The organism is Massilia sp. PAMC28688 (genome assembly GCF_019443445.1).
Classification (GTDB): Bacteria; Pseudomonadota; Gammaproteobacteria; order Burkholderiales; family Burkholderiaceae_D; genus Telluria_A.
Genome location: NZ_CP080378.1, coordinates 340,735 through 354,115, shown reverse-complemented (window position 1 = coordinate 354,115; position 13,381 = coordinate 340,735). Strand labels below are relative to the sequence as shown.

Here is a 13,381-nt window from a genome sequence, read left to right as displayed (position 1 = left end):
CGCACCAAAATCAATTTCCTTACGCCAGGGTCAGACCACTTAAAGCCGTTACGCCAGGGTCAGACCACTTAAAGCCGCCAAAATCAATTTCTCTGGACCGGGGAAGGGGCTCAAGTCAGCGAAAATCCGAAATTCCGAGGATTGTCGTTTCCTCTCCGCCACGATAGCGATGCCACTGCACCAAGTGTTGGCGCGCGGCCTGGTGACACGGGCCTGGATCGGTTGCTCAGGGCACAAAATAGAGCGCTGATCTGACCCCATTGAATGCACGCAGGAAAAGTTTAAACGGTGCTGAACAGCTTTGTGGTGGGAACACGTGCCAAGATATTGCTTTTCGTGCGTTTAAGTGGTCTGACCCTGGCAATAGGAAATTGATTTTGGTGCGTTTAAGTGGTCTGACCCTGGTGTAGGGAAATTTTTTTTGGGGGCGCTGGGGGGGGCGCGTCAGGCGGCGGCTTCGACGCGGTTGCGCCCGGCCGCCTTGGCGGCGTACAGGGCCTTGTCCGCGCTGGCGATCAGGTCCGTCAGGGTCGTGTCCGCGCTGGGCGTCATCGTTGCCACGCCGATCGAGACCGTCACCACGCCGCCCGGCACGCCACTGTGCTGCATCCCCAACCGCTCGAGATGCACACGGCAGCCGTCCGCCACTTCCAGCGCGCCTTCCGGCCCCGTCTCCGGCAAGATGATGGCAAACTCTTCCCCGCCGTAGCGCGTCACCACGTCCGCCGGGCGCTTCAGGTGTTCCGTGAACACGGCCGCCGCCTTGCGCAGGCACAGGTCGCCCGCCTGGTGGCCGTAAGTGTCGTTGTACGCCTTGAAGCAGTCAATGTCGCACATGAGCAGCGACAGCGGCCGCCCTTCGCGCTGGCCGCGCTGCCATTCCGTGCGCATGGCCTCGTCAAAGCGGCGCCGGTTGGCAATCCCGGTCACGGCGTCAAGCACGGCCAGCTTTTGCAGTTCGATGTTGGCTTCGGCCAGCTGGCGCTGGCTTTCTCGCAGCAGCCGGAACGCTTCGTCACGCTGCAGGCGGCTGATGTGCCCTCCGGCGTGGTAGCGCACCCGCGCCAGCAATTCCAGCCGGTCCGGCAGCTTGATCATGTAGTCGTTGGCGCCGACGGCGAAACCGTGCGCCTTGAGCTTGGGGTCTTCCTTGGAGGAGAGCACGATCACCGGCACCTCCCCCAGTACGGCACTGCTGCGGTACTGCTGGATCAGCGTGAAACCGTCAACCTGCGGCATGACCAGGTCTTGCAGGATGACGGTCGGCGCCACCCGCTCGGCCTCGGCCAGCGCCAGCGTGGCATCGGTGACGGCGTAAAAGCTGATGTCGTCCTGGCCACCGAGCATGCGCCGCACCGCTTCGACGATCATCGGCTGGTCGTCCACCAGCAGCACGCGGGTGCTCGCGGCAATCGCCGCCAGGCATGGCGTTGTCTCAGAGTCGTTCGCTTCAGTCGTCAAGGTCAGTTCCTGTTCAAGGTGGCCGATTATGCCAGTTTTGATCCGCTGCGGCCACGCAGCAAGCGTGCGATCTGGTCCAGCGAGAGGATCTGCTGGGCCGCACCCAGGTCGGCCGCGGCGCGCGGCATGCCGTACACGGCGCTGCTGGCCTGGTCCTGGGCGATTGTGTGCTTGCCCGCAGCCCGCATCGACAGCAGCCCCTGGGCCCCATCGCGCCCCATCCCGGTCAGCAGGATGCCGGTCGCGTCACCGGGCCAGTTGCGCGCCACGCACTCAAAAAACACGTCAACCGATGGCCGATACGGGTAGTCGCGCGGCTCTTGCGCGTAATGCAGCCGCTGGTGCGCCGACAGCGTCAGGTGGTCGTTGGTCTTGGCGATCTGCACACAGCCCGCTTCGAGCATGTCGCCATCGTCCACCACTTTTACGGGCAGCCACAGCTGCTCGCCCAGCCACTTGGCGAAGTGGCCGGCAAAGTTGGCGTCGATGTGCTGGACCACGACGATGGCGGTGCCCGGCGGCGCGATCCAGCCCGCCAAGATCTGCGAGACGGCCAGCGGGCCGCCGGTGGAAGCACCAATGGCGAGCAAATGCCGCACTTCGCCACCACGCTCGGTGCCGGCGGTCTGCGCCTGGGCATCCTGGCGGCTGGCCTTGACCAGTTTGCCGATGGTCTTGACCTTGGCCAGCAGGGCGCTGTCGCCCCCACCCTTGCCGGCCAGGATAGGCGTGGCGGTGACGTCCAGCGCGCCGGCGCCGAGCGCGCGGAACACCTGGCCCACATTGTCCTGCGGCGCACCGGTCACGACCAGGATCGCGCACGGCGTGGCCGCCATGATCTGGCGCGTCGCTTCCACGCCGTCCAGTCCCGGCATGTTCAGGTCCATCAGGATCAGGTCCGGCCGGTTGTCGGCGCACATGGCCACCGCTTCACTGCCGCTGCGTGCGATCCAGATGACCTGGTGTTCACTGGTGCTGGCGATGACGCGCCGCAGCGCTTCGGCCGCCATGGCAACGTCGTTGGCGATGGCGATTTTCATGTGGCGGCGTCTCCGATGAGTTCAAACACGGCGTCGAGCAGCGTCTCGTCGTGGAAGCTGCCCTTGGTGAGGTAGTAGTCAGCTCCGGCTGCCATGCCGCGCGCGCGGTCTTCCGGCCGGTCCTTGTAGGATACGATCATGACCGGCAGCTGGTGCAGGTGCACGTCTTTCTTGATGAGCGCAACCAGTTCGATGCCGTCCATGCGCGGCATGTCGACGTCGGTGATGACCAGGTCATACTCGCCGCTGCGCACCACGTTCCAGCCGTCGATGCCGTCGATGGCGATGTCGACCCGGTAGCCGCGCGCCTGCAGCAGCTTGCGCTCCATTTCGCGCACGGTCAGCGAGTCGTCCACCACCAGCACGCGTTTGACTTTCTGCCGCTCCGACGCGTTCTCGCGCGCCAGCTGGTGCAGGCTGCCTTCGCCGAGCAGCTTGTCGATCGAGACCAGGAGGTCTGCCACATCCAGGATCAGAACCGGCGAGCCGTCGTCAAGCAGGGCGGCCGAACTGACATCCTGGATCTTGCCGAACATCCGGTCCAGCGCTTGCACTGCCAGGCTTTGCTCGCCGCGGATGGCGTCCACCACCAGCGCGAAGCGGCGCTGGGCGCTGCCGATGACGAGCACCGGCAGATCGGTGGCGGCACCGGCCATCTGGCCCAGTTCCAGCACCTGGGCCGCCGAGACCAGGCCCAGATGCTCGCCGCCGTAGTCGAAGAACTGCTTGTTTTCCAGGGTGTGGATTTCGGCCTGCGGCACCATCAGCACCCGCTCCACCTTGACGATCGGGACGGCGTAGGCCTCGCCCTGGATGTCCACCACCAGCGAGCGCACCACCGACTGGGTCAGGGGCAGCGTGATGGAGGTGCGCAGGCCGTGCCCCGGTTCCGACTGCATCCGCACGCTGCCATTCTGTTCGCGAATGGCCTGATGCACGATGTCCAGCCCCACGCCGCGCCCGGAAATGGCGCTGGTGGTTTCCTTGAGGCTGAAGGCGGGCAGGAACAAGAATTCCATGAGTTCCGGTGCCGACAGGCTGGCGGCCATGGCTTCGCTGGCCATCTTGCGCTCGACCACCTTGCGCCGGATCTGTTCAAGGTCGACGCCCCGTCCGTCGTCGCTGATTTCGATGCTGAGCATGCCGGCGCGGTGGCGTGCGTCCAGTGTGATGGTGGCCAGGGCGGGCTTGCCGGCCGCGCGCCGCTCGTCGGGACTGTCCACACCGTGGTCGACGGCATTGCGCAAGATGTGATTGAGCGGGCTTTCAATGCGCGCCAGGATGTCGCGGTCAACCAGCGTGTCTTCGCCGCTGATGACCAGCTGGGCTTGCTTGCCCAGGCTGCGCGCCAGGTCGCGCACCATGCGCGGAAAGGCTTGCACGCCGTCGCGAAATGGCCGCATGCGCAGGGCCAGCACTTCGTCGACCAGGTTGTCGGATACAACCAGCAGGCGCCGCTCGTAGCTTTCGATGTCGGCCAGGTGCTCGAGCATGAACTGCTTGAGCGGATGGGCTTTCTGTACGGCCGTCATGGCCTTGTCGATCAGCCCTGCGTCGCCGCTCGCCAGGACCGCTTCGTTGAGCTGCTCCAGCGCCTGGAACAGCAAGCCCTGGTTGCGCTTGAAGCGCTGCAGGGAAGCGATGAAGGGCTGCATCTGGTGTGCATTGATGCGCGATTCGCTGGCCAGTGCCAGCAGGCGGTCGAAGTTCTGGGCCTGGGCCGGGCCGCGTGCCGGGCCGGGGGCGGGAGGTGGCTCGCCGCTGTCGTCCGGCGCGCCGGTGGCCGGCGCCGGGGCCGGCGCGCGTTCCTGTTCCAGCTGCGCCATGGCGGCCATGGCGGCTGCGATTTCGCGCGCCTCTTCGTCGGGGTCCTGGGCCAGCAGGGTCGCCAGCGATGCCGGCTGCGGCGCCGCCGCCGGCGCGGCCACCACAGCCGCCGGCGCGGGCACTGCAGCCGCCGCCTCGCCATCCCGGATGGCGCCGGTGGCCGCCGCCAGTTCGCCGATCCGCGCACCATTGGCGGCCAGCCACCCGGCTACCCCGCCTTCGGTCTGGGCCGAAATCTGCATGATGATGTCGACGTCGGCCAGCAGGGTATCGATATTGGCCGGCGTCAGGAGCAGGCCATTCTGGGCCGCGACAAAGACGTCTTCCATGGCGTGCGCCAGCTGCACCACCACGTCCAGTCCGACAATGGCGGCAGCACCCTTGATGGAGTGGGCCGCGCGCATGAGCGACTCCACGGTGCCGTTGCTGCCGGATTTCCGTTCCAGCGCCAGCAGGCCATCGGTCAGTTGCTGGCTCTGCCCCTCGGCCTCCATGCGGAACAGGTCCATCATGGAGAACTGGCTCAGGTCATCGGCGTCGTGGCTCATCGCAGCAACCTTGTCATTTGGTGTCCCACCAGGGCGGCATCGAGTACGCCGATATGTTTGCCGGCCTCGGTCAGCACCCCCGTCAGGTAGCGCACCAGGCCCTTGTTCATGGTGGCGGCGGGCGCGCCCAGGCTGCGCGCGCTGTAACGCACGATGCCGTGCAGGTCGGCCACGGGCAAGGCGAATGCCTGTTCTTCCCATCGCACCACCAGCAGGCGGGCGAATACCTGGCGTCCCGCCGTGGCGCTGCCCGCGTTTTCGTCCACCCCCAGCAAGGTGCCCAGCGACAGCAATGGATGCAGCGTGCCGCCCACGTTCACCACGCCCAGCAGGCCGCTGCCGCCGCGGTGCGGCAGACGGTGGCCGTGTGCCTGCGGTGCCACCGAATCGATCATGGCAGCGGGCAGTGCCAGCCATTCCTGCCCGATGCGAAATACCAGCACGGCGCGGTCGGCGCGGTCAGCCTCCTGGCGCGGCTGGCGCAGCAGCTCGGCCCATTGTTCCCGGTAGCCCGCGCCGATTGGCCGCTGCAGGTTGCGCTGGGCCGCACCGGCATACACCGCGCAATTGCGGCAGTGGACCACGTCACGCAGCAGCGGACAGCTCTGGTCGCCCAGCACGCCGATGCGGTTCCAGCAGTCGGCCAGTGCCGGGACGGCGCCTTTGTCGGTGGGTGCGCTCATGATGCCTGGTTCCGGGTGCGGCTGAACACGCGCGCGGCACGCTGTTTCAGGGCGCTGGCCTGGGCGGCGGCGCCACCCTGTTCGGCCAGCAGGGCCAGGTGGCACAGTGCCTCGTAGTGGTCCGGCTGCAGATAGACGCAGCGGCGCCAGTGTTCGCCCGCTTCCGCCGGCTGCTGGTTGCACTCGCTTATCAGGCCCAGGATGAAGTAAGCTTCGGCCGCCCCCGGACTACTGGCCAGCACCGCGTGACAGGCCACGGCGGCGGCGGCATGGTCGCCCTGGTTTGCCAGCTGCCGGGCATGGGTCAGCATGGCCGCCAGGTCGAACCCCTGTGCTGACTCGCGCTCGGCGTGCCCTGTCGCCGCCTGGCCCGACCGCGGGGCCGGGCGCAGCACGGGAGCGGGGCGCGCCTGGCTCGCCGCCGGCCCGGGCAAGCCTGCGGCCCGGGGGCGCCGCAGCTGACCGCGGCGCTCCTTTTGAAGGGCAAACGCGCCGGGCATGCGCATCGGGGTAAAGCCATTGGTGCAGAACACGGGCACTTCCGCATAGCCGGCAAAGAGCACGCCGTCATCGGCCAGCAGCAGGCGCAGCTTGGCGATGGCCGTGGCGGTGGTGGCGTCGTCAAAGTAGATCAGCAGGTTACGGCAAAATAGCACGTCGTAGCGGCCGGCGTTACCAAGGGCATCGATGTCGAGCAGGTTGCCCTGGCTGAAATTGACGCGCTCGCGCAGGTGGTCGTGGATCTGGTATTCATTGTCCACCTGGCTGAAGTGGCGTGCCCGGAACGAAATGTCGGGGCCGCGAAAGGCATTGCGCGTGTAGCGTCCGCGCCGTGCCCGTTCCAGCGCCACTTCCGACAGGTCCATGGCGTCGATGGTCACCGACTCCATCGCCACCCCGGCGTCGGCCAGGGACATGGCAATCGAGTACGGTTCTTCGCCGCTGGCGCAGGGCAGCGACAGGATGCGCAACTGGCGCTGCGGGCGCGCGGCCAGGCTTTGCTGGACGTACGCGGTGGCCGAGACAAAGGCCTGGGCGTCGCGGAACAGCCATGACTCCGGCACCACCACCAGTTCCACCAGCGCCTGCAGTTCGGCCGGGGTGATGGTGTCGAGATAAGCGCGGCTGTCGCGCTGCCCCAGGATCGCCATGCGCTGGCGCAGGGCGCGCTCGGCGGCGGCCACGCTCAGGTTCAGCCCTGTGGTCTGCTTGATCAGCTCGCGCGCGCTCATGCGCGCACCTGCTGCGGGAACAGTGCCGCGCGCACCTCCGCTGGCAGCAGCTGTCCCGGCTCGAGCAGCTGCAGCATGCCATCGGGCCCGCTGGCTACCTGCCCCAGGAACGGCGCGCCGGCCACCCCGGTCTCGCGCAGCGCTGCCAGGTCCAGTGTCTCGACCCCCATCACGTGTTCGGCCAGCAGGCCAAGCAGGGCGGAGCCGCCACCGGGCAGGGGGTAGTCGGTCAGCATGATGCGGGTGTCGAACCAGGTGTCCTGGCGCGGGAAGCCGGCCAGCTGCGACAGGTCGACCACCGGCACCGGTTCGCCGTGCAGGTCGAGCAGGCCGGCGACATAGGGCGGCGCCAGCGCCACCTGCTTGAGCTCGGCCACAGGCACCACCCGTGCCAGCGCCGCCAGCGGCAATGCGTAGCGGTCCGGGCCGATGCTGAAAACGAGCACTTTCATTTACTGCGTCACCGAGAAGGTGGCCACCGAGGACTGCAGGTCGGTGGCGGCGTACTGCAGCTGGTGCACCGCTTCGCTGGTGGCGCGCAGCGAGTCCACCGTTTGCTGGGTGGCGTCGTTAAGCTGCATCATGGTGTCGGAAATTTGCGAGGCGCCGATAGCCTGCGACTGCATCCCTTGCAGCACCAGGTCGAACTGCGGGGCGAGCTTTTGTACCTGGTCCATCACGCCGGAGAGCTGTTCGCCCACCCGGCGCACTTCGCCCACGCTGCGCCGGATCTCTTCCGAGAATTTGTCCATGCCCATGACGCTGGCCGACACCGCCGACTGCATCTCGCGCAGCATCTGCTCGATGTCCCAGGTCGAGACCGAGGTCTGGTCGGCCAGGCGCCGGATTTCGGTGGCCACCACGGAAAAGCCGCGCCCGGCGTCGCCGGCCTTTTCCGCTTCGATGGCGGCGTTGAGCGAAAGGATATTGGTCTGGTCGGCCACCTTGGTGATGGTGGTCAGCACGCTGTTGATATTGCTCGCCTTTTCCGACAGCGCGGCCAGCTTGGCGTTGATGGAGTCGGTGGCCGCGACCATCTGCCCCATGGTGCTGTCCATGCGTTTGAGGTTGGTCTGCGCTTCGGCCGTGGCGCTGGTGGTGTAGTCGGCCACCGCGGTGGCCCCTTCCATGGTCTTGAGCAGCTGCGCCGTGTTGGCCGAGATTTCGCGCGTGGTGGCCAGGATTTCGACGCTGGTCTGGGCCTGCTCGGTGCCGGTGGCTTCCTGCTGGCGCGCCGCGGCGGCAATCTCGGTGGCCGAGGTGGTGACCTGGATGCCGGCCTTTTGCACGTTGTGAATCAGCTTGCGCAGGTTGTCGACCATGGTCTGCAAGCCTTCACCCATGCGGCCGATCGCGTCCTGGCCCTCGACCGTCACGGTCCCGGTCAGGTCGCCAATGGCCGCCTTCGACACCACGTCGAGCAGGGCGTCGACCTTGGAGCGCAGTTCGTCGGTGGCGGCCAGTTCGCGCGCCTGGTTGTCCTGCACCGCCTGCGCCATGCGGTTAAATTCCTGCGCCACCTTGCCCAGTTCATCGTTGGCCGCCACGGTCACGCGGGCGCCTTTCTCGCCGGCCGCAATGCGGCCCACCACGTGGGTCAGTTCGTTCAAGGGCGCCATCAGCGCGCGCGTGAGGAGCCAGGCAATCATCACCGCCAGCGCAATGGTAATGACGCCGCCGACGGTGAGCAGCATCTGCATGCGCTGCTGCAGCGCGCGCGACTCGGCGCTGCGCTCGGCCAGCAGGCGGTTTTCGTCGGCGTTGATTTCGTCGAGCAGGCCCATGGCGGCCGTCACGGTTTCAAAGCCGCGCGTCAGTTCGGGGGCGTCGGCCATCCGGCGGGCGGCGTCCGGGCTGTTGCCCAGGGCGCGCCGGCGGGCGAGGAGGGGATCGATGATGTCCTTGAGGTAGCTGTCCGAGAGGGTGCGCAGGCGCTGGAACTTGGCCCGGATCGACGGGTCGATCACGAGCCGGTCGGCGTCGTCCAGGTGCTTGTACAGTTCGGCCCGCTCGTCATTGTCGGGCGTCAGGAAGCGCTCGTTGCCGGTCAGCAGGAAGCCGCGCGTTTCGGTCTGCAGTTCCAGCAGGGACGTGGATATCTCGTTGGCCTCGACCAGGATTTCCAGTGTCTTGCGGTCCAGTTCGCTCGCGGCCGACAGCCGGGCAAAATCCTTGTTGGCCAGGGCCAGTAACACCAGGATGATGGACACAATGGCGCCGAATCCGGCGTACAGCTTGGTTTTGATACTCAGATTTCGCAACATGTCGTCTCCTGAACTGCGCTTTTCACCAATGTAACATTGCCGCGGCTCCCATGGAACCTCCGCACTTTAGCGAACGCTGCCGGCGAGCGAGAACGAGGCCACGCTGGTGTGCAGGCCGCTGGCGGCGAACTGCAGCTGGTGCACCGCCTCGCTGGTGGCCTTGAGCGAATCCACGCTCTGGTGGGTGGTGTCGTTCAGCTGGGTCATGGTGTCGGCAATCTGGGCCGCGCCGCTGGCCTGCGACTGCATCCCCTGCAGCACCAGGTCGAACTCGGGGGCGAGCTTTTGTACCTGGTCCATCACGCCGGAGAGCTGTTCGCCCACCTGGCGCACTTCGCCCACGCTGCGCCGGATCTCTTCCGAGAATTTGTCCATGCCCATGACGCTGGCCGACACCGCCGACTGCATCTCGCGCAGCATCTGCTCGATGTCCCAGGTCGAGACCGAGGTCTGGTCGGCCAGGCGCCGGATTTCGGTGGCCACCACGGAAAAGCCGCGCCCGGCGTCGCCTGCCTTTTCCGCTTCGATGGCGGCGTTGAGCGAAAGGATATTGGTCTGGTCGGCCACCTTGGTGATGGTGGTCAGCACGCTGTTGATGTTGCTCGCCTTTTCCGACAGCGCGGCCAGCTTGGCGTTGATGGAGTCGGTGGCCGCGACCATCTGCCCCATGGTGCTGTCCATGCGTTTGAGGTTGGTCTGCGCTTCGGCCGTGGCGCTGGTGGTGTAGTCGGCCACCGCGGTGGCCCCTTCCATTGTCTTGAGCAGCTGCTCCGTGTTGGCCGAGATTTCGCGCGTAGTGGCCAGGATTTCGACACTGGTCTGGGCCTGCTCGATGCCCATCGCTTCCTGCTGGCTGGCGGCGGCGGCAATCTCGGTGGCCGAGGTGGTGACCTGGATGCCGGCCTGTTGCACATTGTCGATCAGGCGCCGCAGATTCTCGACCATCGTATGCAAGCCTTCACCCATGCGGCCGATCGCATCCTCGCCCCTGACCGTCACCGCGCCCGTCAGGTCGCCCGCGGCAGCGCGCGAGACCACGCCGAGCAGCGCATCGACCTTGGCCCGCAGCGACGCGTTCTGGGCCAGTTCGGCCGCGTGGGCGTCTTCGATCGACTGCGCCATGCCGTTGAAGGCCTGCGTCACCCGGCCCAGTTCATCGCCCGACAGGACGGCCGCGCGCGCGCCGGCCTCGCCCCGTCCCAGCCGGCCGACCGCTTGCGTCAGGCTGTGCAAAGGGCGCAGCAGCGCGCCGGCCAGCCACCAGGCGATCAAGCCTGCCAGCACCACGCATGCCAGGCCACCTCCCTGCAGCAGCAGCGCCATGCGGTCATGCAGCAGCTGCGCCTGGGCGCTGCGCGCGGCCAGCAAGCGTGCTTCCTCGGTGCTGACTTCGTCAATCAGCTTGCGAATGGCGGCAATGGTGCGCGCGCCGTTGACGACATCGGCCTCGGTTGCCGTTTGCTGCGGCAGGTCGGGCCGTTCCCTGGCCAGGCGGCGCCGCACCAGCAGCGGGTCGATGACATTGACCAGCCAATCCTCGAGCATGGGACCCATGCGCCGCAAGCGGTCTTGCTGGGCGGGGTTGTCGGCGGTCAGGCCCAGGGCGGTGGCCAGGTGGCGCCTGACTTTGGCTTCTTCTGCCGGGATCGGCTGGGCCACCGCTTCATTGCCAGTTAGCATGAACCCGCGCGTGGCGCTCTGGATTTGCAGCACCGAGGTGGCGATCTCTTGCGTTTCCAGTAAAACCTTGAGGGTATGGCGGTCCCAGCTGTTGGCTTCGGATAATTGCTGGAAGCTTGCGTACGCCAGCGACAGCAGCAGGAGCAGCAATGCAATGATGGTGCCGAAGGCCAGCGCAATCTTGTGGCCGATGCCGAGGTTCTTTAACATGTTGTCGCCTTAGTGATACATTTTTGCTCAATGTAACATGCTGGGGCGAAAAAAAAGCCACCCGAAGGTGGCGTGCGCCGGCGGCGCCGATTTGCTGCGCCGATTTGCTGCGCTGACGTGCCCTACTTGCTGCGCTTTTCGCGCGCCACCGCCGCAATGCGCATGCGCAGGGCATTGAGCTTGATGAAGCCGCCCGCGTCGGCCTGGTTGTAGGCGCCGCCGTCTTCGTCAAAGGTGGCGATGTTCATGTCGAACAGCGAATCGGTCTTGGAGTCGCGCGAGACCACGATCACATTGCCCTTGTACAGTTTCAGGCGAACCCAGCCATTTACGGTCTGCTGGGTATGGTCGATCAGGGTTTGCAGGGCCACGCGCTCGGGCGCCCACCAGTAGCCGTTGTAGATCATCGAGGCGTAGCGCGGCATCAGGTCATCCTTCAGGTGCGCCACTTCGCGGTCGAGCGTGATCGATTCGATCGCGCGGTGGCCCTTGAGCATGATGGTGCCGCCCGGGGTTTCGTAGCAGCCGCGCGACTTCATGCCCACGTAGCGGTTTTCCACCAGGTCCAGGCGCCCGATGCCATGCTTGCCGCCCACGCGGTTCAGTTCCGTCAGCACGGCCGCGGCCGACATGCGCACCCCATTGATGGCCACGATGTCGCCGCGCTCGTATTCGAGGTCCAGGTATTCGGCCTGGTCGGGCGCCGCCTCGGGGCTGACCGTCCAGCGCCACATCGATTCCTCGGCCTCGTGGCTCGGGTTTTCCAGGTGCCGGCCTTCGAACGAGATGTGCAGCAGGTTGGCGTCCATCGAATAGGGCGCGCCGCCGTTCTTGTGCTTCATGTCGATCTCGATGCCCGCTTCTTCGGCATACTTGAGCAGCTTTTCACGCGACAGCAGGTCCCACTCGCGCCATGGGGCGATGATCTTGACATCCGGCTTGAGCGCATAGGCGCCCAGCTCGAAGCGCACCTGGTCGTTGCCCTTGCCTGTCGCGCCGTGCGAAATGGCGTCGGCGCCCGTTTCGCGCGTGATCTCGATGAGGCGCTTGGCAATCAATGGACGGGCAATCGAGGTGCCCAGCAGGTATTCGCCTTCGTACACCGTATTGGCGCGGAACATGGGAAAGACGAAGTCGCGCACGAATTCCTCACGCACGTCGTCGATGTAGATGTTTTCCGGCTTGATGCCGAACTTGATGGCCTTGGCGCGCGCCGGCTCCAGCTCTTCGCCCTGGCCCAGGTCGGCGGTAAAGGTGACGATCTCGCACTGGTAATGGTCTTGCAGCCATTTCAGGATGACCGAGGTATCCAGGCCACCCGAATAGGCCAGGACTACTTTTTTAATGTCGCTCATGGTGTGTCCAAAGTGTTGGGTTGATGATTGCTGCTTTATTGATGTTATGGATTGCTCAGGCGCCCGAGCAGCAGGTACTCGATCAGTGCCTTTTGCACGTGCAGGCGGTTCTCGGCCTCGTCCCACACCACCGACTGCGGGCCGTCGATCACCTCGGCGGCCACTTCCTCGCCGCGGTGGGCGGGCAGGCAGTGCATGAACAGGGCGTCGGGCGCGGCCCGTGCCATCTTGGGAGCGTCGACAATGAAGCCATCAAAGGCTTTCAGGCGCGCCGCGTTTTCCTTCTCATAGCCCATGCTGGTCCACACATCAGTGTTGACCAGGTGGGCGCCGGCACACGCATCGGACGGGTTGTCGAAGAAGGTGTAGCGGGCGGTCGACACCAGCGCGTGGTCGATGTCGTAGCCTTTGGGAGTCGATACATTGAGGTGAAAGCCGAATACTTCGGCCGCCTGCAGCCAGGAGTAGAGCATGTTGTTGGCGTCGCCGATCCATGCCACCGTCTTGCCGGTGATGGCGCCGCGGTGCTCGTGGAAAGTGAAGATGTCGGCCAGCACCTGGCAGGGATGGTGCTCATTGGTCAGGCCATTGATGACCGGCACGCGCGAGTGGGCGGCGAAGCGCTCGATGATCTCCTGGCCGAAGGTACGCACCATGATGATGTCGCACATGCGGCTCATGACCTGGCCCGCGTCTTCCACCGGCTCGCCCCGGCCAAGCTGGCTGTCGCGCGTGTTGAGGTAGATGGCGGCCCCGCCGAGCTGGTGCATGCCGGCTTCGAACGACAGGCGGGTGCGGGTCGAATTCTTTTCAAACACCATCACCAGGGTGCGGTCGACCAGCGGGTGGTACACCTCGTAGTTCTTGAACTTGCGCTTGATGACGGCCGCGCGCTCAATGACATAGTTGAATTCGTCGAGCGAAAAGTCGGCAAACTGGAGGAAATGCTTGATTGGCGTAGTAGGGGACATATGGGGCCTGATGCGGGTCTTATCCACACAATTATAGGGGTTTTTCCTGTTCATGGTGCGCCGCATCATGTATATACAGAAATTGCCCCGAGCCCGGGGCGGGGGCGCGC

The 13,381-nt window shown here is 65.8% G+C and carries 10 protein-coding genes; all 10 read right to left on the bottom strand.

The window, feature by feature from the left end; all coding sequences use genetic code 11:
* Positions 1 to 444: 444 nt before the first annotated feature.
* Positions 445 to 1,461, bottom strand: coding sequence for a diguanylate cyclase (locus KY495_RS01490; RefSeq protein WP_307728231.1), 1,017 nt, complete (start codon positions 1,459 to 1,461; stop codon positions 445 to 447).
* Between the two features lie 26 nt (positions 1,462 to 1,487).
* Positions 1,488 to 2,501, bottom strand: coding sequence for a chemotaxis-specific protein-glutamate methyltransferase CheB (gene cheB / locus KY495_RS01485; protein ID WP_219882023.1), 1,014 nt, complete (start codon positions 2,499 to 2,501; stop codon positions 1,488 to 1,490).
* Entirely contained in the window at positions 2,498 to 4,876 is a 2,379-nt protein-coding gene (locus KY495_RS01480) for a hybrid sensor histidine kinase/response regulator (RefSeq protein WP_219882022.1), read from the bottom strand. Before KY495_RS01480 ends, cheB begins: the two co-directional genes overlap by 4 nt.
* Positions 4,873 to 5,559 (bottom strand): chemotaxis protein CheW, encoded by a 687-nt coding sequence (locus KY495_RS01475; RefSeq protein WP_219882021.1) that lies wholly within the window; start codon positions 5,557 to 5,559, stop codon positions 4,873 to 4,875. Before KY495_RS01475 ends, KY495_RS01480 begins: the two co-directional genes overlap by 4 nt.
* A complete protein-coding gene (locus KY495_RS01470) occupies positions 5,556 to 6,791 on the bottom strand; it encodes a protein-glutamate O-methyltransferase CheR (protein ID WP_219882020.1) in 1,236 nt (411 codons plus the stop codon). The genes KY495_RS01475 and KY495_RS01470 overlap by 4 nt, the downstream gene beginning before the upstream one ends.
* Positions 6,788 to 7,243, bottom strand: coding sequence for a chemotaxis protein CheW (locus tag KY495_RS01465; protein ID WP_219882019.1), 456 nt, complete (start codon positions 7,241 to 7,243; stop codon positions 6,788 to 6,790). The genes KY495_RS01470 and KY495_RS01465 overlap by 4 nt, the downstream gene beginning before the upstream one ends.
* The gene (locus KY495_RS01460) at positions 7,244 to 9,055 is read right to left on the bottom strand and encodes a methyl-accepting chemotaxis protein (RefSeq protein ID WP_219882018.1); all 1,812 of its coding nucleotides are present in this window, start codon (positions 9,053 to 9,055) and stop codon (positions 7,244 to 7,246) included.
* Positions 9,056 to 9,121: 66 nt separating this feature from the next.
* Positions 9,122 to 10,945, bottom strand: coding sequence for a methyl-accepting chemotaxis protein (locus KY495_RS01455; protein WP_219882017.1), 1,824 nt, complete (start codon positions 10,943 to 10,945; stop codon positions 9,122 to 9,124).
* A gap of 122 nt (positions 10,946 to 11,067) precedes the next feature.
* Positions 11,068 to 12,300: an argininosuccinate synthase gene (locus tag KY495_RS01450; RefSeq protein WP_219882016.1), complete on the bottom strand. Its 1,233-nt coding sequence runs from the start codon at positions 12,298 to 12,300 to the stop codon at positions 11,068 to 11,070.
* Positions 12,301 to 12,344: 44 nt separating this feature from the next.
* Entirely contained in the window at positions 12,345 to 13,271 is a 927-nt protein-coding gene (gene argF / locus KY495_RS01445) for an ornithine carbamoyltransferase (protein ID WP_219882015.1), read from the bottom strand.
* Positions 13,272 to 13,381 lie beyond the last annotated feature (110 nt).